A 20,906-nucleotide genomic window follows, 5' to 3' on the forward strand; every position below is an offset into this window, starting at 1 on the left:
AATCCTGCCCCCGCAACCAAATTCCCACAAAAATACACGAAATCTCTCAAGCATAACCGATGTTCGTATCTTTGCGAGCTGGCTCCGGCTTCTCGCAGAAGATCGTTCGACCTAATATCGATGCACGGAAGCGAGTTCTATACGCACGCACCGCAGCGCGCTCATAACCCCAAGGGTGGGCAGCAAAAAGAAACGATCCAGCGTAACAATCCCCCGACAAACGCAACCAGGCACCAGCCCAAAACCAAATCAAAACCCGCCACAACGCGGGAAAAGCATGAAACTGGCCGCAATCGAGCTCGGCGTAACAACCTCCGCTGTCAGTCATCGTATGAAAAATCGAGTGTGTCCGGAAGCCTGGCTCCCAATGCCCACTAAGTGAGGGACTTATTCATATTGATACCCGTCACATGAAATCCCGTTGCATCATAAACATGTCTGGCACGTGCGTTGTCAGCGGACTGTTTTATGCTGGCGATATGTCCGGTGCAGATCGCTGAGCCTGTCTTGGTGCCCGGATTTATGCCGCTCAGCCCACTCGAATACCGGCCTATACGTGGAAGAAACTTTCAACCGCATCTTTATCGGGAACAAAATGGCTTCAGATTCATTTAGTTCGAGCGTTTGTCTGGGAATCACCGGATGATTTGCTGCGTCCAGGTTTCCGGTCGTCACAAATCGGAAGTTTGGGGGCATATCGGTTTTCAACGATTGGAGTTCATTATGGGGATTTTCGATAAGATCAAGAACGCCATTTGGGGCGAGGCACAAGCGGCAACTCCTGAGGCGGAAACGGCTGCACAGCCTGCTCCGACACCGACCGCTTCCTCTACTGCCGCCGCTCCGGCGCCATCTGCATCCGCACCCGCTGCCGCGGGCGCTGTCGACGTAGGCGCCATTCTGGACGCTGCCGTTGCCAAAAGCGGCCAGAAGCTCAACTGGAAGACTTCGATCGTCGATCTGATGAAGGCTCTTGGCCTCGACAGCAGTCTGGAGCACCGCAAGCAACTTGCCAAGGAGCTGGGCTATACCGGCGACACAGGCGATTCCGCGACCATGAATGTCTGGCTGCACAAGCAGGTTATCCAGAAACTCAAGGATAATGGCGGTAAAGTTCCCGCCGGATTGTAATCAGGAGGGTTCCCGATGGGAAGCGCAGGAATTGGCTGGATTGCGGCGATCATCATAGGCGGCCTGGCCGGCTGGATTGCCTCCAATTTCATGAACAGCAATACCGGGATATTCATGAATGTCATTCTCGGTATCATCGGCGCAGCCGTAGCGAGTTTTATTTTCGGATTTCTCGGTGTTTCGTTCGGCGGCTGGCTGGGCTATCTGATCGCGGGCTTTATCGGTGCCTGCATATTGATATGGCTGGGCCGATTGGTAAGTTAGCAAAAAGGCGCCTTACGGCGCCTTTTTCTTTTGGTGCGTTATTTTCTTGCCCTATGCTGGGCGAGAAAAATACGGTCGTCGCGATTGGAACAAATGACTGCGAAGATGACCGCCAGAGCTGCGCCCAGAAACGTATCGAGGATACGTTCGGAAATTATACCATTGTGGGACACTCCGGGCATTGCCAGATAGGTCATCAAAAGCGCCATCGGAGTTACCAGAATCTGCCCCAGCGCATAATTGCTGCCAATAATGACCTCGGTGGCGAATTGCAGTCCGGCCAGGATTGCAATGACGCACCAGAGACTGGGGCCTTGCGCAAGCACCAGCCATGTAATCAAGGCGCCCAGAAGCGTACCTGCCATGCGTTGCAAGGCTCGGTTCATGCTGATGTGCAGATGCGCGCCCTGCATCACGGCGACAGCGCCCATGGCTGCCCAGGCTGGGTGGAGGGCGCCGAGAGCATAAGCGGTCAGCGCGGCAATTGCGGCGCCAAGCGAAATCCGACCGGCGGCAATAAGCCGGTGAACTGTCGGACGTGACGGCTCGGACGGAAATGGCTTTTCCGGCGATGCCTGATGACGAAACTTCTCGGTCAGGGCACAGATCAGGCAAGCGAGAGCCGAGACGATTGCTGTCGCGGCGGTACGCTCAAACACAACGTGCAGCGACGCGACCGGCGTCATGGAGGCACCGGCTGCGAAGATGAATATGAGCGCGCCGGGTGGTCCGAATTTGCCGGTAACGGTTATGAAAGAGAATATGCCCGCAGAAAGTGCCAGCAGCAAAAGCTGGCCGGGCAAGGGCAGGCCAACCCATGTGGCGAGCGACATGAAAAACACCGCGAGTGTCTGGCAGATCGCGCACAGGAGGACGATCCATTCGCGTTTTGCCTCCGGAGCAAACCGGCCGAACAATGCGACGAGCGAGCCAAGCGAGGCAAAGCCGATCAGATGCGACCACGAGGACAGGCTGACCAACGGAAGCGCGATGGCAACCGTGGCGGCAGCCTGTAGCCCGGCAAGCGACGAGTTTCGGAGCGATGGCTGGCCAGCAAGGGCGATGCTTTCGCGAAACTGCTGAGGCTTCAGAAGGTTATAGGCGGCGTGACGCCGCCCGGAAAGAAATCCGTCCGCTTTCATTGTTCCGGGTCCTGCTCGCGGTCGGGTTTTATCTGCGACAGCCGGTGCTCAATGCTGTCAAAGCTGCGAAGCATGATTGCAATGTCATTGTCTGACAGATCGGCGAGCATTTCTTGCTCGCCCTTTGCCAGCTCCTGACGAATTTCGGCAACCCGCTTTTCCCCTTGCGCCGTCAGATGAACCAGCCTTGCACGACTATCCCTTTCATCGACGCGGCGCTCCGCCAGGCCTTGCCGACATAGAATGTCGAGGAGGCGTACGAGACTGGACCCATCTATGCCGACCAGGGCAGCCAGTTCTTTCTGCGTCAGGCCGCCGCCGGTCTGGTGAAGGTGGACAAGGGGAACCCAGGTCGCATCAGTCAGCCCGGCTTGGGCAAGGCGGATGTCGAGCGCACGTCGCCAGCGCCGCGCCAGCAGTGAAAAGCGAATACCGAATTGAGAGCGGGGAGTGTCTGAAATCATGAGGTCATTAAGACGCAATATAGTTTGAATTGCAAATCAAATTATATTGCGGAATGCGAATGACAGTTGCCGGAACGGGATTAGCCGCTCCGGCTTATGGCCTGTCTTTATTGCGGTATGCGAGCGATGACTTTGATTTCAAAGTCGAAACCGGCGAGCCAGCTGACGCCGATAGCAGTCCAATTGGGGAAAGGTGGGGCGCTGAAAATTCGGTCCTTGATCTGCAGGACGGCCTCGAACTGGTTTTCAGGATCGGTATGAAAAGAGGTTATATCAACAATGTCATCGAAAGTGGCGCCGGCTGCCTTCAGTGTCGCTTCAAGATTATCGAAAGCGAGTTGAACCTGCTTTGCGAAGTCGGGTTCGGGCGTGCCGTCGCTGCGGCTTCCAACCTGACCGGAGACAAACAGCAGGTCGCCCGAGCGGATAGCGGCGGAATAACGATGCTTGTCATAAAGGGCACTGCGGTCGGCGGGGAAAATAGTTTCTCTTCTGGTCATTTTCGTTTTCCTTTTTGATGCTGAGGCGTGCGTTATCGGAAGATTTTTGTATTTGCGGCTTCACAAACAACCGGGATATTTGATATACGTCACGTATACTAAATAGTTATATACGATCCGTATGTCAATTAATATACGGTGCGTATATCAAAAAAAGGTGTGACGATGGTCATGAACCTGCGCATCAAGGCGATGGAAGAAAACCGGGTGAAGCTGATAGCGGCAGCCCGGAAGGCTTTTGCGGAAAAGGGTTATGCCGCCGCCTCTATGGATGAACTGACTGCGGAAGTCGGCCTGACACGTGGTGCGCTCTACCATAATTTTGGAGACAAGCGCGGGCTGCTGGCGGCTGTGGTCAGCCAGATGGATGGCGAAATGGCCGAACGTGCTCAAGAGATTGCTGCGCGGGCGGATAATCTGTGGGAGGGGCTTTTGGCGGAAGGGGTTGCCTATATCGAGGCGGCACTCGATCCTGATGTCCAGCGCATCGTGCTGCTTGATGGACCGGCGTTTCTCGGCGATCCGTCACAATGGCCGAGCCAGAACAGTTGTCTGCAGGCGTCCCGGCAAAAAATTGCTCTTTTGATAGAGCAAGGCGTGCTGAAACCGGTTGACCCGGAAGCCGCCGCACGGTTGCTCAACGGGGCAGCATTGAATGCAGCACTCTGGATTGCCGCCAGTGAAGATCCGAAAGGGGTTCTTTCGAAGGCGATTGATGCCTTTCGAGCGCTTGCAACCGGCCTGCTTGCAAAACCGGTTTAGATATCAGGTAGTCTGGATCGCAATCCGGTTGCCTTCGCTGTCCCTGATCTCCGCGACAAAGCCGTTTCCAACCGGCGTTTTCGGGAACAGCATTTCGCTGCCCTCTTGCACGGCCTTGGTGATGACGGTGTCCACATCGTCGACATTGAAATAGATAATCGCGCCATGCACGGTTGGAATATAGACGTCGCCTTCGGCAAGCGCGGCACTCGCGCCATCCTTGCCTTCTTCAAAAGGGAAATAAGCCATTCTGTTTCCGTGTATCGTAACGACGTCACCAAAAGTCACTCCGAACACTGCGGAGTAGAATCGCATAGCCCTTTCAAGATCAGCTACCGGTATTTCCACATGGGCGATCAGGTTCATTCTTGCTCCGTTCTATATAACCACATGGAATGTAAGCCATAATCAGTTCGGCTGCCACATCGCGGATGGAATTTGAATCCGGTTGACGGGGATGCGTTAATTGTTCAGTTTTTATTGACTCGGTATATTAGTGAAACATAACAAACGGATCCTGACACGGAGACCATATGGCGACTGAAGGACTTGGACAGACACTCGGGCCTGCGGTGGTTCTGCTTGCCGCCGGTGTCGTGGCGGTGCCGTTGTTTCGGAAACTGGGTCTCGGTTCTGTGCTGGGATATTTCGCTGCCGGTGCCCTGGTGGGGCCTTCGGTCTTCGGCTTCTTCACTGATCCCGCAACGATCCTGCATTTTTCCGAACTCGGCGTCGTCATGTTCCTGTTCGTCATCGGACTTGAAATGCGCCCTGGCAAGCTCTGGACGATGCGGCAGCAGATATTCGGTCTCGGTCTTGCACAGGTTCTGGGCTGTATCGCCCTTCTGACAGGGGCGGGGGTTCTTCTGGGCCTGTCTCCGATAACGGCCTTGATCGCGGGGGCTGGCTTCGTGCTGTCTTCCACAGCTGTCATCATGTCGATGCTGCAGGAGCGAGGCGAAATAGCCACGCCCGACGGCCAGAAGGCCGTTTCCATTCTCCTGCTCGAAGATTTGATGATCGTTCCGCTGCTGGCGCTCGTTGCATTCCTTTCGCCTTCCCAGCATGAGTCCGGCGGAATCCTAGGCATTGCGACGGCCATTGGCGCCATTTTGCTGCTGATTGCTGTCGGTCGCTGGCTGCTTGATCCGTTCTTCTCCTTGCTGGCGCGTGCGAGGGCGCGCGAGGTTTTGACGGCTGGCGCACTGATCGTTGTGCTTGGGGCTGCCCTGCTGATGGAAGCGAGCGGCCTTTCCATGGCGATGGGCGCTTTCCTGGCCGGGGTCATGCTGTCCGGTTCCAGTTACCGGCACCAGATCGAAAGTGACATCGAGCCGTTCAAGGGGCTCCTGATGGGGCTGTTCTTTCTGGCTGTCGGCATGTCGCTTGATCTCGGCGTGGTTGCTTCGGACTGGCCCACGGTCCTCATCTTCCTCATTGCCTATGTGATTACCAAGGCAATCGGCATCTATGCCGTCGCCCGAATTTTCGGCTCCAGCCATCGTTCGGCGCTCGAACGGACGTTGCTCTTCGCGCAGGGCGGAGAATTCGCCTTCGTGCTCTACACGTCGGCATTCGGTAACGGGTTGCTTTCAGCACGCGACAATGCGCTGTTTTCGACTGTCATCATTCTGTCGATGGCCGTGACACCGTTCGTGCTGCTTCTGGGTTCCCGACTTTTGCGCGAGGAAGCGCCTTCTCTCGAAGGCGTTGAAACCGCTCATAATCTCAAAGGTCGGGTGTTGATGATCGGTTTCGGGCGTTTTGGACAAATCGCGGCGCAATTGCTTCTTGCCCAGAGATCGGATGTTTCGATTATCGAAGCCGATCCCAACCGTATCCGTGAAGCCGGGCGGTTCGGTTTCAAGATATTTTATGGCGATGGATCACGTCTCGATATCCTGCATCATTCAGGTGCAGACGAAGCGGAAGTCATCATGATCTGCGTGGATGACCGAAAGACGGCCAATCGCATTGTGGAACTGGTCAAGTCTCATTTCCCGGCAGCAAAGATCATGGTGCGCTCCTACGACCGCACGCATTCCATCGAGTTGTTGAAGGCAGGTGTGGATTTTGAACTGCGCGAAACGTTCGAATCTGCACTGCTTTTCGGAAAGGAAGCGCTTTGCGAGCTTGGTCTGGATGAGAGTCTCGCAGAGGATACGCTACGCGATATTCGCATGCGCGATGCTGAACGGCTGACGGCACAGGTGCAGGGCGATATTTATTCGGGGGCCGATCGGCTGCTCACCGGCGTTCCTGTTCCTGAACCGCTGACGCCGCCCGGCAAGGTTACGAAGCTTGCCGGGGACGAAGGTTCAAACTGAACAATATGGATGGGGCGGGGAGCTAGTCCCGCAGCGCCATCTGAAGCTCGGCATGACGTCCCAGCCTCTCCATCAATTCGGTAAACTGAGGGGTGCGTTCAATCTGGCGTCCGTAATGTCTGCGCAATGCAGCGGTCAGTTCGCCTCTGCGTCCAAGCTGCTCGTCGGCAAAGCCGATCATCTGGGAGTTCGGCCATGCCTGCGGGCGAATGGCGACAAGGCGGGTGAAAAGGCTTTCTGCCGTCTCGTCCGGATTGGCCTGTGCCATAAGCGAAACCATTGCCGCCGTCGAGCGCGACACGCCCATATGGCAATGGACCAGCAGATGGCTCGGCGCTTGCGGGTTCGGTGCCGCCTGGAATTCCGAGCCGAACTGCAGGATCGCATTCACATGGTCGGGCGTTGGCATTGTGTGGTTGTCGGCTGCGTTGATGATGTCGTGAAAACGCAGCGTTACACGATGGTGTTGCTCGAAAGTTTGAAACGCATCCAGTTCCGGAAGGTCCGGATCAACCAGCGAAAGAACATGTGTGACTTTGCGCGTCCGCTGATCGGGCAGTTCCTGAATTCCACACACAGTCAGTTGCGGGGCGAAATGCACAGTCATGCCGGTCTCCTTGAATTTCAGTTATGTTGTTCAGTTTACATTGACGAATGGTGATACATCGGCGGGACGACATTTTCATGGCTGCTATCAGTCCCTTGGAAGCTGTCGTCTGGCCCATTCTCTTTCCGGAATTGCCCTGCCGATATTGTAGCTGAAAGAGCCAATCACCATTGTTTCCGCATCGACCTTGCATGTGAAGTCGATAGCATACCACTTGCGCTGGCTGCGAAAGGCGCCGTCGCTGACGGTCAGGCCGGTTGTCGAAACGGAGCCGCCTTCACGCGCAAGCATATCCGGAAAAGCACCGGCTTTATGGCGGCGCACCTGTTCAAGCGCCTCGATGCCGCAAATCTGGATGATCCGGTCCTTCGGCGCGAGCTTTCCCAGCGCCTGTTTCACACGAGGATCGGACATGGCGTCCTTCGAATAGATTTCACGCGCTCGCGTCAGTTTCTTGGCAGGCGTCGCCGGTTTGGGAGCATCGGCTTTTTGCTTCGGTGCTGCTTGAGTTTTTTCCGCGGCGGCCTGACCGGATTCAGATGGTTTCTCCGCTTGAAGAAGCTGTTCGGAAGGCTGGCCCTCCGTCACAGAAGGTTTTTCTTCCGCCTTGTCAGCATCCGTTGTGGCTGCAGTCTCGGAGGGTTCGTCCGGCTTCTGTATTTCTTCAGGCGCTGCGGGCGGCAGGTCCTGCTCTGGCGGTGACTTCACGTCTTGCTTCGCCGAGGCAGATTCGAATGCCTGTGGCTGCGGTGGAGGGGCGGCCTGTTCCGGCGTCTTTGGTGTTTGCTGCTGAGGCTTCTTTTCAGGGGGCGGTGGTTGAACCAGCTCCACATTGACGCTTTGTTCCGAAGCCGGCGAAGGGAGTGCCGGAAGGCGGACCAGAAACAGAGTTGCCAGCACCAGATGCAGGACCACTGAGGCTGGCAAGCCCCAACCGGCCTCTTGCAAAACTCTTCTGGTGAACTGCAACATGGATCCAACGATCAGGGACTCGAAAGCTTTAATCTAGAGCGCATCCTGAAAAGTGTGAAACGGTTTTCGGGTAAGATGCGCGTCAAAATAAACAGTCAGAGACCGACATTCGGCCGGTCGATCACCTCACGCAGCGCAAAACTGGAATTGATCTTCACGACATGCGGAAGGGCCGAGAGCCAGTCGCGATGGATGCGCTCGTAATCCTCAAGATCGCGGGCTGCAACGCGCAGAATATAATCATATTCCCCCGACATCAGATAACAGACAAGTACGTTGGGACAACGCTTCACCGCAGCCTCGAATTCGGCCAGCGTCTTGGCGAACTGTCCGGAGAGCGAGATATGGACAATTGCAATCATCCGGTATTCGAGCGCCTTCTGGGACAGGCGGGCATGATAACCTGCGATTACATCGCTTTTTTCCAGAATGTCGAGGCGACGCGAACAGGCTGAAGGCGACAATCCAACCTTCTCCGCAAGTTCTGCATTGGTGATGCGCGCATTGGCCTGCAATGTCCTGAGAATTGCAAGATCGATAGGATCAAGATTGCTCATTCGAAGAACCTTCGAAAAAGAGGATCATCTGCACAATAATTCACTAAAAAATCTGCGCAGGCAAATCTTCTTTGCAAGGACATTGCAAGCCGCAGATGTTCTCATTTTCGGATCGACAACGACCCACGGCAAGTGGGCAAAAAATGAGAGGAACGCTTATGCGTGTCGGCTGCCCGAAGGAAATCAAGAACCATGAATATCGTGTCGGACTGACCCCCGCCGCGGTTCGTGAATATGTGGCTCATGGCCACGAAGTCTGGATTGAAACAAAGGCAGGTGCCGGTATCGGTGCCGATGATGCCAGCTACATCGCCGCTGGTGCGAAAATTGCCGCTTCTGCAAAAGACATTTTTGAGAAGTGCGACATGATCGTGAAGGTCAAGGAGCCACAGCCCTCCGAATGGGCGCAGCTTCGCGAAGGCCAGCTTCTCTACACTTATCTCCATCTCGCCCCCGACCCGGAACAGACCAAGGGCCTGCTCGCCTCCGGCGTGACGGCAATTGCCTATGAAACCGTAACGGATGATCGCGGTGGATTGCCGCTGCTCGCCCCGATGTCGGAAGTGGCGGGCCGTCTGTCGATACAGGCCGGTGCGACGGCGCTCCAGAAAGCCAATGGCGGCCTCGGTATTCTGCTGGGTGGCGTGCCCGGCGTGCTACCGGCAAAAGTCACGATCATCGGCGGTGGCGTCGTCGGGCTTCATGCGGCCAGAATGGCAGTGGGACTTGGCGCCGACGTGTCCATTCTGGATCGCTCGCTGCCGCGTCTGCGCCAGCTCGACGATATATTTAGCGGTCGCGTTCATACCCGCTATTCCAGCATTCAGGCGCTTGAAGATGAAGTCTTCTCTGCCGATCTCGTCATCGGCGCCGTGCTGATCCCCGGTGCCGCAGCGCCGAAACTCGTCACCCATGAAATGCTCTCGGGCATGAAGAAGGGGGCAGTTATCGTCGATGTGGCTATCGATCAGGGCGGCTGTTTCGAGACATCCCATGCAACGACACATTCCGATCCCACTTACGAAGTGGACGGAATCGTCCATTACTGCGTGGCCAATATGCCGGGTGCTGTTCCGGTGACCTCGGCGCACGCCCTCAACAATGCCACCCTTCATTACGGTCTGGCGCTTGCCGATCGTGGCCTGAGGGCAATTGCCGAGGACAAGCACCTGCGCAATGGCTTGAACGTTCACAAGGGGCGCATCACCAACAAACCTGTTGCTGAGGCGCTCGGTTACGAAGCTTTCGCGCCCGAAAGCGTTCTGAACGTGGCGTGAGGCTTTATAGGAACAGCGATGAAAAGGGACTGCGATGGCGCTTTGTGCCATCGCAGTAACAAGTAGTCCACTAATATTCCGGTGCGTCGGTCTTGCGTGGAACGGGAAAAAGCTGGATTAGGCTTTGATCTATATCCTGGCAGGAAAATCCCGTGCAGTTTAAATTTTCGCGATCGGCATTGTGTTTCACGCTGATGCTTCTGGCGCTACTTGCTCTGCTCGCGACAATGGGGGCAGGATTGGGCTGGATCAGAAGCTTCATCGGGGATGTGATCGCCGTCATCTTTGTCTATGCGGTGCTCAGAACTTTTATTGACGGAAACCGCCTGCTGCTGGCCTTGATCGCGTTTCTGACCGGCGTGGCGGTGGAATATGGTCAGTATCTTGCAAGCCAGTTCGATATCGTGATCGGAAACCCGGCCCTGCGTATTATTCTCGGAGCGACGCCGGATTGGCTGGACGTTCTGGCCTATGCGATCGGTGCCGGAATTGTCGTCGTGTATCTGCTGGCGCGACGTCAGGTTAAGGCGTCAAACTAATTTATAGAAATTGTTGCATGACCTTGTTTTGAACAAGATGTGCACCTATATGGCTGTCATAGGCATTGCTTAAGAGCGCTGGAACGCGTCTGTCGCTCGCAATAGCCTTCATCGCTTGATGCTTTTGACCACGGATGTACTGGCACTGGTAGGAAAGCGATGATCAGGAAGGTCGGTGCGTTTTCGCCCCGGCCTTTTTTGTTGTCTGCAGTTTCACGAGAATGAAGCAAAACGGCCTGCTGAAATCCTCAAGCAGGCCGTTTGGCTAGAAATTAAGCAGCCAGTGCTTCGTCTTCCGAGGTCGGGACTTCAGAAATCGTCTTCAGAACCTGCGAAGCGATCTGGTATGGGCAGCCCTGCGAGTTCGGGCGGCGATCTTCCAGATAACCGCGATATCCATCTCTGACGAATGCGTGTGGAACGCGGATCGAAGCGCCACGGTCGGCAACGCCATAGGAGAACTTGTTCCATGGGGCGGTTTCATGCTTGCCGGTCAGGCGCATGTGGTTGTCCGGGCCGTAAACGTCGATATGGTCCTGCAGGTTCTTGTCGAACTGAGCCATGAGCGCTTCGAAATAGTCCTTGCCGCCCACTTCACGCATATACTTGGTCGAGAAGTTGCAGTGCATGCCCGAGCCGTTCCAATCGGTATCGCCGAGCGGCTTGCAATGGAATTCGATATCGATTTCGTACTGTTCGCAGAGGCGAAGCAGGAGATAACGGGCCATCCAGATCTGGTCGGCGGCGTTCTTGGAGCCCTTGCCGAAAATCTGGAATTCCCACTGGCCCTTGGCCACTTCAGCATTGATGCCTTCGTGATTGATGCCGGCATCGAGGCAGAGATCGAGATGTTCCTCAACGATCTTGCGGGCGATGGAGCCGACATTCTTGTAGCCGACGCCGGTATAATATGGACCCTGCGGGGCAGGGAAGCCCTGTTCCGGGAAGCCGAGCGGACGGCCATCCTTGTAGAAGAAGTATTCCTGCTCGAAGCCGAACCATGCATCATCGTCTTCAAGGACGGTTGCGCGGCTGTTGGATGGATGCGGCGTGATGCCATCCGGCATCATGACTTCACACATCACCAGAACGCCGTTCTTGCGCGCGGGATCGGGATAGATCGCGACCGGCTTCAAGACGCAATCGGAGCTGCGGCCTTCGGCCTGCATCGTCGATGAGCCGTCGAAGCCCCAGAGCGGCAGTTGTTCAAGTGTCGGAAAAGCGTCGAATTCCTTGATCTGCGTCTTGCCGCGCAGTCCGGCAGCAGGGGTGCATCCATCGAGCCAAATGTATTCGAGCTTGTACTTGGTCATCGCTAGTCTCTCTGTCATCCTCGGTTGATCGATCACCACAAGTCATGCGGTGTCGCGCGGCTCGGTGTTCGATTTAATAGAAGCAAGGACCGTGCCAGTTTCAAATTTGACGCATTTCCACGGTGGCACAGGCGCAAGCGATAAAGCGGGCAAGATTTGCACAACGGAAAGCGGAGAATGTCTGCTCAAAAAACAGGCAACAGATTAGAATTTCATCACGCCTGAAATACCGGGTGCGTCATCCCAATCTTGTCACCTGTCACTCAAGCCCAGAAACCCCTGAAATTCAAAGGCATAAAGCAAAATCGAACAGGCGGACAGAATAAGTCGTTGGACGCTCCGACCACCATTCTTCACCTTACCTTCAAACAAAAGGGGAGTGACTGATGGCACGTTCGATCAACAGAAAATCGGCTTTTCTGGCAAGTTTAGCGTTGAGTGTTTCGGCAATGACTGTTTTCGCAGCCAATGCTGCTGAAATCACGGTGATGGGTTATCGCGGCGCATTCCAGGACAATTATGTCAAGGCCGTCATCGAGCCGTTCCAGAAGGAACATCCCGACATCAAGGTCACCTATTACGGTGTGCAGAATGCAGCGACATCGCTCGGCAACATGCGCGCCCAGAAGTCCTCTCCCCAGACGGATGCGGTCATCTATGACCTTTCGGTCGCCAAGATCGCCAATGAGGAAGGGCTGGTCGAGAAGCTCGATCCGGCATCGCTCAAAAATTATGCGGATGTCGCCGACCTCGGCAAGGAACTCGCAGGCGCTGCAATTCCGATCACATATGACACGCTTTCGCTTCTTTATAACAACGATGCATTTGCGCAAGGTGCACCGGATAGCTGGGAAGCGCTCTGGGACAAGCAGCAAAGCGGTAAGGTTATCATCCCGGCACAGGGCGGCAGCGATATTCAAGCCATCCTGCTTACGATCATCGCGAACCGTCTCGCTGGTGAAGACGACTATACGAAGACTGTGAAGCCGGGCGTCGACAAGCTGGTGGAGCTGGCGCCTGCCGTGCAGACGTGGGAACCGAAGCCCGATGCCTATACGCTGGTTGCAAACGGCACTGCGACCTTGTCCATCGGCTATAATGCCCGCGCCCAGTTCTACTTCGACCAGACCGGCGGAAAGCTTCAGTCGGTCGGCCCGAAGGAAGGCACGGCTGCGCAGGTGAATGTCATCAGTGCGATTGCCAACGGCAAAAATATGGATGCAACCAAGACATTCATCGACTATGCGATAAGCCCCGAGACGCAGGCCCGGTTCGCCGAGATCATGTTCTATGCGCCATCGAACACGAAAGCGGACGTGAACGACGAAACGAAGAAGCGCATTCCGTACATGGATGCGGCCCAACGCGAAAAGCTCATTCCGGTCAACTGGATGACCATTGGCGATATGCGCGACAAGCTGCTCAATCCCTGGCGCCGCCAGATCATTCCGGCTGGTCGTTAAAACTCTACCTCACCCTGAAATTCACGCTTCCGCCCCGTTTCTCCGGGGCGGCAACGACCCCTCACAGGTTTCGATATGGTAGCAGAAAGCTCATTTCTACAGTTGAAGGCCCTCACCAAGCTTTACGGTAACAACTACCGGGCAGTGGACGATCTTCATCTCGATCTGCCGCGCGGAAAACTGCTTGGCCTCCTCGGTCCATCCGGTTGCGGCAAGACGACGACTTTGCGCATGATTGCAGGTCTAGCTTCGATCTCGGACGGCAACATCCTGATTGATGGCAACGATATTTCGCACAGGCCGCCCCATCAGCGCGATATCGGTCTGGTTTTCCAGAACTACGCCCTGTTCCCACACATGACCGTGGCCGAAAATGTCGCTTTCGGTCTCGATATGCGCAAGGTCGGCAAGGCCGAAGCAAAGAAGCGCGTTGAGGAAGCACTCGAAATGGTGCGGCTTCCCGGCTACGGTTCGCGCAAGCCCAAGGAGATGTCCGGTGGTCAGCAGCAGCGCGTGGCGCTGGCGCGCGCGCTGGTCATCCGTCCGCGCATTCTTCTGCTGGATGAGCCCCTGTCCAATCTGGATGCGAAGCTGCGCGACGACATGCGGATCGAAATCCGCGAGATTCAGAAGCGCCTCGACATCACGACGGTTTTCGTCACGCATGATCAGGTCGAAGCCCTGACAATGTGCGACGTCGTCGGCGTGATGGATAGCGGCAAGCTGGCACAGCTCGGTTCGCCGGAAGAAATCTATGAGAAGCCATCCTCCCTGTTTGTGGCCAAATTTGTCGGACGCGCCAATGTCCACAATTGCGAGATCGTTGACGAAAATGTCTGCCGTCTGGGCAGCGGCACCTATCGCTGCAACACGCATGGAAAGTCACGCGGGTCAGGGCAGATCGCCATTCGTCCGCATCGCATCAATCTCACGCCCAACCGCGATCGCAATCTTGTCAGTGTCGTAACCAATAGCGCCCACGGCGTGGTCGAGCGCACGACCTATATCGGTGACATCGTTCAATATGACATCGAGATTGAGGGCGCCTGCCTGAAAGTAGAAGTGCCAACCGCCAGTGCAGGGCATGCATTCCATACCGGCGACCGGCTGCTGTGCGAATGGAAACCGGAAGACATGCTGGTTTTCGGGAGTTGATGTCATGACAGCGATCACATCGACCGACATCATCCCGGCAAAGTCATCAAGGCGCAGACGCTACAGCCTCGTCGCCGTTGCGCTTCTTCTGCCGATGGCCTTGATCAATCTCATTGCCTTCATTGCGCCGGTTGCCCATCTGGCGCAGATATCCTTCCTGCAGAGCGAGAGCGGCGGTGTCCTGACAGACCGCTATACGTTCGAGAATTATATCAATTTCTTCACCGACAGTTTCAATTGGGGGCTGGTGTTCAACTCGCTCTGGCTGAGCGCGTTCATCACGCTGGCAACGCTTATCTGTGCCTATCCGATCGCGCTTTTCCTGCACCGTGTTTCGCCGGTCTGGCGCAACTTCCTTTTCGTGGTGACGGTCTCGCCGCTGCTCGTCAGCAGCGTGGTGCGCACCTATGGCTGGATGGTGCTTCTCGGCGATCAGGGACTTGTCAATGGAGCCTTGATGAACCTCGGCATCATTTCCTCCCCCATCAGGCTCGTCAACAATACGCTCGGCGTATTCATCGGGATGGTGGAAATCCTGATCCCCTATATGGCGCTGTCGCTGATTGCCGGTTTCGGGCGCCTGAACGCCTCACTTGAGGAGGCTGCAGCATCCCTTGGCGCCAATGCCTTCACGCGGTTTCGCCGGATCATCCTGCCACTCACCTTGCCGGGCATCGCACTTGGCTGCCTGCTTTGCTTCGTGCTGGCAATCAGCTCCTTCATCACACCGAAATTGCTTGGTGGCGGGCGCGTATTCCTGCTGGCGACGGAAATCTACGATCAGGCTGTGATCCAGCTTGAATGGCCGCGAGCCGCCGCAACCTCCGTCATTGTCCTGATCATCTTCGGTCTCGCCTTGATGGTCTATTCCCGCATCGCACGTCGCATCGACTGATTGGCAAAGGAGAAACGAGATGATTGGTTCAACTTCATTGCCATTCCGCCTACTGGTCGGCCTGCTCTATTTGTTCCTGCTGGCCCCAATTCTGGTCGTCGTGCCGCTATCGTTCAGCAACGACAACTATCTCACTTTTCCGCCGCAGAGCTGGGGTGTGCGGTGGTATGCGGAAATGCTGCATCATGAAACGCTCATTCAGGCGTTCTGGATCAGCCTCGGCATTGCATCGGTCGTCACCGTCCTGTCGCTTCTGGCAGGTATCCCGGCCGCCTATGCCATCCGCCGTTATCAGTTCCGTGGACGCGAAGCGGTGCTGAACCTCTTTACCGCGCCGCTGCTTCTGCCTTCCATCGTGCTTGGCCTCGCCATTCTGCTGGTCTTCGTGCGGCTGGAACTGCTCGGCACGTTCACCGGTCTGGTGATCGCCCATCTGATCGTGACGACCCCTTACGTCATCCGCATCATGATAACGGCGTTCTCGACACTGCCGCCATCGGTTGAAGAGGCGGCCACGATGCTGGGTGCGTCACCGTTCACCGTGTTTCGTCGCATCACCCTGCCGTTGATGATGCCGGGTCTGGTGGCAAGTGCCGCATTGTCCTTCCTTCTGTCCTTCGATGAGGTGGTGATCTCGCTCTTCATCACCGGACCGCGCATGACGACGCTGCCGGTGGAAATCTTCAACTATGTCGAAAGCCGCACCGACCCGATGACCGCTTCCATCTCGGTCGTGCTGATCGCGGCCACGCTGCTCATCATCTTCGTCATCGAACGCACACTCGGATTGTCACGCACAATCGGCAAATAACCTCCCAACTGAAAGTGACTGCAAGCATGGAAAATATCGCCCTCTGGATGTCGCAACCGCATTTCAGCTATCTCGAAATTGCCCGGACCTGCGGTTTCTCATCCTTCGTTCTGGAACTCGAACACGGAACCTTCGACCTGTCGACGCTGGACCAGTTTCTGGCTTTCACCAAGGCGCAAGGTCTCTCCACCCTGACGAAGGTGCTGGCACCGACGCCAGAAGCCATTCAGCAGGCGCTGGACTTCGGATCGGATGGCGTCATCGTTCCGCATATTCTCGGCGTGGAACATGCGCATCAGGTTACGAAGGCTGCAAAATATCCGCTGGTCGGCACGCGCTCTTACACGGGTGGCCGCATTTTCGGCTATGCCCGTCCGGCGACCGATGCCTTCGAAAAAGAGAACAAGCGCACCAAATGCTTCGCCATGGTCGAGACGGCGGAAAGTCTAGCCGACGTCGAGAAGATTATCGCGCTCGATACGGTCGACGGCTTGTTTCCGGGCCCTTCGGATCTGGCGCTTGCGCGCGGTCGGGGAGCATACGCTTTCAATGATGACGACAAGGCCGATCTGCGCCGCTGTGCGGCGGCTGCACGCGCTGCCGGGAAGCCATGGATCATGCCCGCCTGGACTGAAGCCGAACGGCGCTTCGCACAGGAAGAGGGCGCCGCGATGCTGGTCGTCGCTACCCAGAACATGACGCTTCGCCAGGGCATGGTTTCGACTGTGAACATGCTGAAAAACGAAGCCCTGGTTGCCTGACTGAACTGAATACCCACTCATTCGCTGGAGGAAGAAATGAAGATTAGCCTGATCCAAACGAGCCCGCAGACCGACAAGGCAGACAACCTGCGTATTACGCGGGGATTGATGGAAGATGCCGTGCGCACGGATTCTCCGGACCTGATCGTGCTGCCCGAGTATTTCGAATATTACGGTGGTACTCCGGAAGAAAAACTTGCGGCAGCCGAGAGCGTTCCCGGTGGCCCTGCCTACAAGATGGCGCAGGACTTTGCTCGCGAGCACAAGGTCTTCGTCCATGCCGGAACCTTGATGGAAAAGGTTCCAAACGAAAAGCGCATCTACAATTCCACCTTCGTCTTTAATCGCGAAGGCAAGGAGATCGCGCATTATCGCAAGATCCATATGTTCGACATCGTCGGGCCGGACGGGACGGCCTATAAGGAATCCGCAACCGTCAAGCCGGGCGAGAATGTTGTCGTCTATGACCTTGACGGGTTCAAGGTCGGCTGCGCGATCTGCTACGACATCCGCTTTGCCGAACTTTATCTGGAGCTGGAAAAGGCCGGTGCCGATGTCATCGTGCTTCCCGCCGCATTCACGCTGCAAACCGGCAAGGACCACTGGGAGGTGCTGGCGCGTGCCCGTGCCATCGAAACCCAGACCTATTTTGCCGCCTGCGGCCAGACCGGCAGCACGGTTTCGAATGGCGAACGGCGTCATACCTATGGTCACTCGCTCGTCTGCGATCCGTGGGGCCACGTTGTGGCGCGCGCGTCAGACGGTGTCGGCTTCGTGACGGCGCGCATCGAGCGCGCGCAGATCGAACGTGTGCGTTCACTCATCCCCATGGTCAGCCATCGCCGTATCGGCAAGCAGTTGCAAGCCTGCGCATAGGAGGCCCCATATGTATACGATCAATCCCATGCCGGAGCAGGTTGCTGCCGGTGACCTCCAGCTTCTGTCGGGGGTCGAGACAGCCACTGTCGGACACTGGCGCTTCTTCGGTTTCATGCACCGTTCCATCCAGCCGCTCCTCCCGAAGCGCCGTGTGGTCGGTACCGCCGTCACCATCGCCATACCGGGTCCGGATTCCACCCTGCTTCACCACGTAACCGGAATGCTTCGCCCCGGCGATATTCTGGTGGTGGACCGGATGGGCGACGACCGCTATGCGTGCTGGGGCGGCGGTGTGACCATCGCTGCGAAGGCCTCGGGTGCGGTTGCTGGCATCGTGGATGGCCCGTGCACGGACCTGACGGAAATCGAGGATTCCGATTTTCCGATGTGGGCGAGGGGTATCTCGCCCATCACCACGCGGCTCTATGATCTGGGCGGTGGCATCAACATTCCGGTCTCTTGCGGCGGTGTGGTTGTCAATCCCGGTGATGCCATTCTGGCCGATGAGAGCGGGGTTCTGGTCCTGCCGCGGGACGAAGTGAACGCGGTTGCCTCGCGCGCGCTCGATATACAGGACAAGGGAAAGGTGCGTGAGGCTTCGGTGAAAACCGGTCTCAAGCTCGGTGACGTGTCTGGCGCCACCAAGAAAATTCTCGCCCACGCGGGAAGCTGATCCGATACGGGCCGGTTTCGGCCGGCCCTGATCATTTGTGGGATGGAATATGACTATTTGCTTATTTTCATCCCGCAAGTGTCTTAGAAGGAAAGGACGAATCTGATTGCCCGCAGCGCTATAAGGGACTTCAAGAAACGCAGGCGCGCGGGTGATTGAAATGGGAAGGGACATGCCCGTCCATGAATATCCGTTTTCTGGAAACGGTGATCTGGTTGTCGGAACTGCGTAATTTCCGGGCGACGGCGGCTCGCCTCAATATGACCCCGGCGGCGATATCCAATCGTATCGGCGCGATGGAGCAGGAACTGGGGTTCCGGCTCTTCGACCGCGATGCCCGCGACGTCAATCTGACGGCGGAAGGCGAAGCTTTTGTCGAGGGCGCGCGCGATGTCGTACGCCGTTATCATGATCTGGTGGAAAGCCTGAGTCCGCAGAACGGGCTTGAAGGCACGCTGAAGATTGGTATTGTTCCGAGCCTCGCCATGACCATATTGCCGGGTATTCTCGATATCGTCCGCCAACGCTATCCGCAGATACGCATCTCGATCACGACCTCATCATCGAAAGGGATCGTGCAGAAGCTGGAGCAGCGGGAACTCGACATCGTTTTTGCCATCAAGCCCGAGCCTACGCCCAACCTGCGCATCGTCGACATATGCACTTTCGGCATGTTCTGGATATCGCGCAGCAATCAGTTTCCGGGCGGGGCTGAAGACATGCTGTCACGCGATGACCTGCTTGGCTGCAATCTCATTTCCTATGAGAGCGGTTCCTATAATTATCAGCAGATCATCAATTATTTCACCGAAGAGCGCCTGAAAGACGCGACCGTTCATTATTCCAATTCGCTCACCACGACGATCAACATGATTTCGGCTGGTGTCGGTATTTCCGTCATTCCGCCGGTGGTGATCCAGAAAGAGCTTCGGACAGGTGAGCTGCAGGTGCTGAACACCAATGCCGTTTTCCCGGCGACGAGCTATAGCGCTATTTATCTCGAAAGCGCAGCGACGCGCCTGATCACGCTTGTGGCCAATATCGCCCGTGAAGCCGGGCGCAATTTCAGCGGCAATTTCAGTGATAGTCTGGCCTATCAGGACTAGCGCGCAGCTTTCCGTTCAGGCTGGTTTCAGGCTCTGCGTGGGCATATCCCCGCAATAAATGCTGATGATCTCTTCGGCGACCAGGCGCTGCAACTCCCAGAGATTGCGGTCGCGGATGCCTTTTTCTTCCAGATGCTTGACGGTGAGATAGAGATATTCGGCGCAGGAGCCCATATGCCCGCAGGCGCGCGCAAGCAATTGTGCCACGGACGTCAGGGGCATGTTGTCCGAAAGCCTGTCTCCACGCGGTCCGGCCCAGAAAACGAGCGCACGTATTGGTCCATCCTCGGTGTCGATCGAAACCCAGCGGATGGAATAGGCATCGTCAATCGAACTGATTTCGCGCCGGATCATTCGACGCAATTGTCCAAGGCGGTCCTCATCGGACAGCCGGAAAGCAATACCCTTGCAGCTGCCGCCCGGTCGCAGCGCCAGCATAAGGCCCGGCTGGGCCATCGTTGCGCGCCAGCGGGTCAGCCGAAGGCAGAATGAACGGTGCCAGCCGCTCGCCGTTCCGGCGCGCGAGTCCACCGCCTCGAAATCCGGCTTCCAGATCAGGGAGCCATAGGCGAAAACCCAGAGCGGTTCGTCTCCTGCTTCGTGAAAGAGCTGTTCCGCCAGTTCATCGACCTCATTGTCGGTGATCGGTGCCCGGCTTGGATCAGGACCGCGATCAACCTCAAGCCGAAGGCTCAGCGAAACGAGCTCCTCGGTCAAAGCCATACGGGACAGATCGGCAGAAGGCGCGGCGTATTCAGGCTGATCGTAATTCTGGGTCATTCTTTCACGGCAAAGCATGTTCATGGATGCGTCGCCTCAGATACTCGCATTTTTGCGCATATCATCAAGCTGCCGCAATGATGAAAACAACAATTCCCGGTCTCGCAGATGTTCTTCGTAGAGAGACACGAAAATGGAATTCGTCGTTACATGTGGCTCAGGCGCGGACTGGGCGCGTCGCAAGCTGTTGTTGGCCTTGCGCTTGGCATCTTCGACTTTGGCAAGCAATTCCTGAAGCCTGCCGGAATTGCCAAACGCACGAACACCGGCTTCCGGTGCGCCTGAGGCGACTGTATTCGATGTCGAGTGGATCATGGTCTGCATCTCCAATGGCAAGATATAGAGCTGATCGTGGAGTCTGTTTATGATATAATGATGTTATAAAATGTACTAAATTACATTCTTGTGATGTTGTGTTTCGGGCATTGTTTTTAAGAATAATTCTATTTCTTGCTGGGAGCATTTTTAGCACTGTCGCCCCGTTGAAAACGAGGCATTCAATGCCAAAACATCCAGTGAACAAGGAAA

The 20,906-nt window shown here is 56.2% G+C and carries 24 protein-coding genes; 14 read left to right on the forward strand and 10 right to left on the reverse strand.

What is annotated here, in order from left to right; genetic code table 11:
• Positions 1–723: 723 nt before the first annotated feature.
• Positions 724–1,131 (forward strand): DUF3597 domain-containing protein, encoded by a 408-nt coding sequence (locus tag FG152_RS00005; protein WP_010659354.1) that lies wholly within the window; start codon positions 724–726, stop codon positions 1,129–1,131.
• Between the two features lie 15 nt (positions 1,132–1,146).
• Positions 1,147–1,395 (forward strand): GlsB/YeaQ/YmgE family stress response membrane protein, encoded by a 249-nt coding sequence (locus FG152_RS00010; RefSeq protein WP_010659353.1) that lies wholly within the window; start codon positions 1,147–1,149, stop codon positions 1,393–1,395.
• Between the two features lie 38 nt (positions 1,396–1,433).
• Here the strand turns inward: FG152_RS00010 and FG152_RS00015 are convergent, their stop codons facing one another.
• The 3 genes from FG152_RS00015 to FG152_RS00025 all read right to left on the reverse strand — a co-directional run bounded on the left by FG152_RS00015 (position 1,434) and on the right by FG152_RS00025 (position 3,501).
• Positions 1,434–2,537 (reverse strand): FUSC family protein, encoded by a 1,104-nt coding sequence (locus tag FG152_RS00015; protein ID WP_010659352.1) that lies wholly within the window; start codon positions 2,535–2,537, stop codon positions 1,434–1,436.
• Entirely contained in the window at positions 2,534–3,001 is a 468-nt protein-coding gene (locus tag FG152_RS00020; RefSeq protein ID WP_010659351.1) for a MarR family winged helix-turn-helix transcriptional regulator, read from the reverse strand. The genes FG152_RS00015 and FG152_RS00020 overlap by 4 nt, the downstream gene beginning before the upstream one ends.
• Before the next feature lie 107 nt (positions 3,002–3,108).
• Positions 3,109–3,501: a RidA family protein gene (locus FG152_RS00025; RefSeq protein WP_010659350.1), complete on the reverse strand. Its 393-nt coding sequence runs from the start codon at positions 3,499–3,501 to the stop codon at positions 3,109–3,111.
• 165 nt (positions 3,502–3,666) lie between these two features.
• On the opposite strand from FG152_RS00025, the gene FG152_RS00030 reads away from it, so the two are divergent.
• Entirely contained in the window at positions 3,667–4,263 is a 597-nt protein-coding gene (locus tag FG152_RS00030; protein ID WP_010659349.1) for a TetR/AcrR family transcriptional regulator, read from the forward strand.
• A 3-nt stretch (positions 4,264–4,266) separates the two neighbouring features.
• On the opposite strand, the gene FG152_RS00035 is transcribed toward FG152_RS00030, so the two are convergent.
• Positions 4,267–4,629 carry a VOC family protein gene (locus tag FG152_RS00035; protein WP_029376028.1) on the reverse strand — a complete coding sequence of 121 codons (363 nt, stop codon included), beginning with the start codon at positions 4,627–4,629 and terminating at the stop codon, positions 4,267–4,269.
• Between the two features lie 167 nt (positions 4,630–4,796).
• Between FG152_RS00035 and FG152_RS00040 the strand changes: the two genes are divergently transcribed.
• Entirely contained in the window at positions 4,797–6,590 is a 1,794-nt protein-coding gene (locus tag FG152_RS00040; RefSeq protein WP_010659347.1) for a monovalent cation:proton antiporter-2 (CPA2) family protein, read from the forward strand.
• A 22-nt stretch (positions 6,591–6,612) separates the two neighbouring features.
• On the opposite strand, the gene FG152_RS00045 is transcribed toward FG152_RS00040, so the two are convergent.
• The 3 genes from FG152_RS00045 to FG152_RS00055 form a co-directional block, all read right to left on the reverse strand.
• The gene (locus FG152_RS00045) at positions 6,613–7,197 is read right to left on the reverse strand and encodes a tyrosine phosphatase family protein (protein ID WP_010659346.1); all 585 of its coding nucleotides are present in this window, start codon (positions 7,195–7,197) and stop codon (positions 6,613–6,615) included.
• 87 nt (positions 7,198–7,284) lie between these two features.
• Positions 7,285–8,169 (reverse strand): DUF930 domain-containing protein, encoded by an 885-nt coding sequence (locus FG152_RS00050; protein WP_029376027.1) that lies wholly within the window; start codon positions 8,167–8,169, stop codon positions 7,285–7,287.
• A gap of 95 nt (positions 8,170–8,264) precedes the next feature.
• Positions 8,265–8,726, reverse strand: a complete 462-nt coding sequence (locus FG152_RS00055) for an Lrp/AsnC family transcriptional regulator (protein ID WP_010659344.1) — start codon at positions 8,724–8,726, stop codon at positions 8,265–8,267.
• A 158-nt stretch (positions 8,727–8,884) separates the two neighbouring features.
• On the opposite strand from FG152_RS00055, the gene ald reads away from it, so the two are divergent.
• Both ald and FG152_RS00065 read left to right on the forward strand, forming a co-directional pair.
• Complete coding sequence (gene ald / locus FG152_RS00060) at positions 8,885–10,003, forward strand: alanine dehydrogenase (protein ID WP_010659343.1); 1,119 nt, start codon at positions 8,885–8,887, stop codon at positions 10,001–10,003.
• A gap of 152 nt (positions 10,004–10,155) precedes the next feature.
• A complete protein-coding gene (locus FG152_RS00065) occupies positions 10,156–10,542 on the forward strand; it encodes a ribosomal maturation YjgA family protein (protein ID WP_010659342.1) in 387 nt (128 codons plus the stop codon).
• Positions 10,543–10,814: 272 nt separating this feature from the next.
• Here the strand turns inward: FG152_RS00065 and FG152_RS00070 are convergent, their stop codons facing one another.
• On the reverse strand, positions 10,815–11,855 hold the full coding sequence (locus tag FG152_RS00070; protein ID WP_010659341.1) for a glutamine synthetase beta-grasp domain-containing protein: 1,041 nt from the start codon (positions 11,853–11,855) through the stop codon (positions 10,815–10,817).
• Positions 11,856–12,241: 386 nt separating this feature from the next.
• Between FG152_RS00070 and FG152_RS00075 the strand changes: the two genes are divergently transcribed.
• The 8 genes from FG152_RS00075 (at position 12,242) to FG152_RS00110 (ending at position 19,598) form a co-directional block, all read left to right on the forward strand.
• Positions 12,242–13,318, forward strand: coding sequence for an extracellular solute-binding protein (locus tag FG152_RS00075; protein WP_498984880.1), 1,077 nt, complete (start codon positions 12,242–12,244; stop codon positions 13,316–13,318).
• Positions 13,319–13,393: 75 nt separating this feature from the next.
• The gene (locus tag FG152_RS00080; protein ID WP_012093472.1) at positions 13,394–14,473 is read left to right on the forward strand and encodes an ABC transporter ATP-binding protein; all 1,080 of its coding nucleotides are present in this window, start codon (positions 13,394–13,396) and stop codon (positions 14,471–14,473) included.
• Positions 14,474–14,477: 4 nt separating this feature from the next.
• Positions 14,478–15,368, forward strand: coding sequence for an ABC transporter permease (locus tag FG152_RS00085; RefSeq protein WP_010659338.1), 891 nt, complete (start codon positions 14,478–14,480; stop codon positions 15,366–15,368).
• A 19-nt stretch (positions 15,369–15,387) separates the two neighbouring features.
• The gene (locus FG152_RS00090; RefSeq protein ID WP_006470062.1) at positions 15,388–16,179 is read left to right on the forward strand and encodes an ABC transporter permease; all 792 of its coding nucleotides are present in this window, start codon (positions 15,388–15,390) and stop codon (positions 16,177–16,179) included.
• Between the two features lie 26 nt (positions 16,180–16,205).
• Positions 16,206–16,940, forward strand: coding sequence for an aldolase/citrate lyase family protein (locus FG152_RS00095; RefSeq protein WP_010659337.1), 735 nt, complete (start codon positions 16,206–16,208; stop codon positions 16,938–16,940).
• A 36-nt stretch (positions 16,941–16,976) separates the two neighbouring features.
• Positions 16,977–17,816: a carbon-nitrogen hydrolase family protein gene (locus FG152_RS00100; protein ID WP_010659336.1), complete on the forward strand. Its 840-nt coding sequence runs from the start codon at positions 16,977–16,979 to the stop codon at positions 17,814–17,816.
• A gap of 10 nt (positions 17,817–17,826) precedes the next feature.
• Positions 17,827–18,492, forward strand: a complete 666-nt coding sequence (locus FG152_RS00105; protein WP_010659335.1) for an RraA family protein — start codon at positions 17,827–17,829, stop codon at positions 18,490–18,492.
• A 182-nt stretch (positions 18,493–18,674) separates the two neighbouring features.
• The gene (locus tag FG152_RS00110; protein ID WP_010659334.1) at positions 18,675–19,598 is read left to right on the forward strand and encodes a LysR family transcriptional regulator; all 924 of its coding nucleotides are present in this window, start codon (positions 18,675–18,677) and stop codon (positions 19,596–19,598) included.
• A 15-nt stretch (positions 19,599–19,613) separates the two neighbouring features.
• On the opposite strand, the gene FG152_RS00115 is transcribed toward FG152_RS00110, so the two are convergent.
• Together FG152_RS00115 and FG152_RS00120 are read right to left on the reverse strand one after the other, a co-directional pair.
• Positions 19,614–20,378: a gamma-glutamylcyclotransferase gene (locus FG152_RS00115; protein WP_226622641.1), complete on the reverse strand. Its 765-nt coding sequence runs from the start codon at positions 20,376–20,378 to the stop codon at positions 19,614–19,616.
• Positions 20,379–20,414: 36 nt separating this feature from the next.
• Positions 20,415–20,693 carry a hypothetical protein gene (locus FG152_RS00120; protein ID WP_010659332.1) on the reverse strand — a complete coding sequence of 93 codons (279 nt, stop codon included), beginning with the start codon at positions 20,691–20,693 and terminating at the stop codon, positions 20,415–20,417.
• Positions 20,694–20,906 lie beyond the last annotated feature (213 nt).

The sequence above is a fragment of the Ochrobactrum sp. XJ1 genome, assembly GCF_024701725.1.
Lineage (GTDB): Bacteria > Pseudomonadota > Alphaproteobacteria > Rhizobiales > Rhizobiaceae > Brucella > Brucella anthropi.

Excerpts from the sequence above, each read along its gene's own strand:
- FG152_RS00005 (WP_010659354.1), top strand. The coding sequence starts at position 724 with ATGGGGATTTTCGATAAGATCAAGAACGCCATTTGGGGCGAGGCACAA.
- FG152_RS00010 (WP_010659353.1), top strand. The coding sequence starts at position 1,147 with ATGGGAAGCGCAGGAATTGGCTGGATTGCGGCGATCATCATAGGCGGC.
- FG152_RS00015 (WP_010659352.1), bottom strand. The coding sequence starts at position 2,537 with ATGAAAGCGGACGGATTTCTTTCCGGGCGGCGTCACGCCGCCTATAAC.
- FG152_RS00020 (WP_010659351.1), bottom strand. The coding sequence starts at position 3,001 with ATGATTTCAGACACTCCCCGCTCTCAATTCGGTATTCGCTTTTCACTG.
- FG152_RS00025 (WP_010659350.1), bottom strand. The coding sequence starts at position 3,501 with ATGACCAGAAGAGAAACTATTTTCCCCGCCGACCGCAGTGCCCTTTAT.
- FG152_RS00030 (WP_010659349.1), top strand. The coding sequence starts at position 3,667 with ATGGTCATGAACCTGCGCATCAAGGCGATGGAAGAAAACCGGGTGAAG.
- FG152_RS00035 (WP_029376028.1), bottom strand. The coding sequence starts at position 4,629 with ATGAACCTGATCGCCCATGTGGAAATACCGGTAGCTGATCTTGAAAGG.
- FG152_RS00040 (WP_010659347.1), top strand. The coding sequence starts at position 4,797 with ATGGCGACTGAAGGACTTGGACAGACACTCGGGCCTGCGGTGGTTCTG.
- FG152_RS00045 (WP_010659346.1), bottom strand. The coding sequence starts at position 7,197 with ATGACTGTGCATTTCGCCCCGCAACTGACTGTGTGTGGAATTCAGGAA.
- FG152_RS00050 (WP_029376027.1), bottom strand. The coding sequence starts at position 8,169 with ATGTTGCAGTTCACCAGAAGAGTTTTGCAAGAGGCCGGTTGGGGCTTG.
- FG152_RS00055 (WP_010659344.1), bottom strand. The coding sequence starts at position 8,726 with ATGAGCAATCTTGATCCTATCGATCTTGCAATTCTCAGGACATTGCAG.
- ald (WP_010659343.1), top strand. The coding sequence starts at position 8,885 with ATGCGTGTCGGCTGCCCGAAGGAAATCAAGAACCATGAATATCGTGTC.
- FG152_RS00070 (WP_010659341.1), bottom strand. The coding sequence starts at position 11,855 with ATGACCAAGTACAAGCTCGAATACATTTGGCTCGATGGATGCACCCCT.
- FG152_RS00075 (WP_498984880.1), top strand. The coding sequence starts at position 12,242 with ATGGCACGTTCGATCAACAGAAAATCGGCTTTTCTGGCAAGTTTAGCG.
- FG152_RS00080 (WP_012093472.1), top strand. The coding sequence starts at position 13,394 with ATGGTAGCAGAAAGCTCATTTCTACAGTTGAAGGCCCTCACCAAGCTT.
- FG152_RS00085 (WP_010659338.1), top strand. The coding sequence starts at position 14,478 with ATGACAGCGATCACATCGACCGACATCATCCCGGCAAAGTCATCAAGG.
- FG152_RS00090 (WP_006470062.1), top strand. The coding sequence starts at position 15,388 with ATGATTGGTTCAACTTCATTGCCATTCCGCCTACTGGTCGGCCTGCTC.
- FG152_RS00095 (WP_010659337.1), top strand. The coding sequence starts at position 16,206 with ATGGAAAATATCGCCCTCTGGATGTCGCAACCGCATTTCAGCTATCTC.
- FG152_RS00100 (WP_010659336.1), top strand. The coding sequence starts at position 16,977 with ATGAAGATTAGCCTGATCCAAACGAGCCCGCAGACCGACAAGGCAGAC.
- FG152_RS00105 (WP_010659335.1), top strand. The coding sequence starts at position 17,827 with ATGTATACGATCAATCCCATGCCGGAGCAGGTTGCTGCCGGTGACCTC.
- FG152_RS00110 (WP_010659334.1), top strand. The coding sequence starts at position 18,675 with ATGAATATCCGTTTTCTGGAAACGGTGATCTGGTTGTCGGAACTGCGT.
- FG152_RS00115 (WP_226622641.1), bottom strand. The coding sequence starts at position 20,378 with ATGACCCAGAATTACGATCAGCCTGAATACGCCGCGCCTTCTGCCGAT.
- FG152_RS00120 (WP_010659332.1), bottom strand. The coding sequence starts at position 20,693 with ATGATCCACTCGACATCGAATACAGTCGCCTCAGGCGCACCGGAAGCC.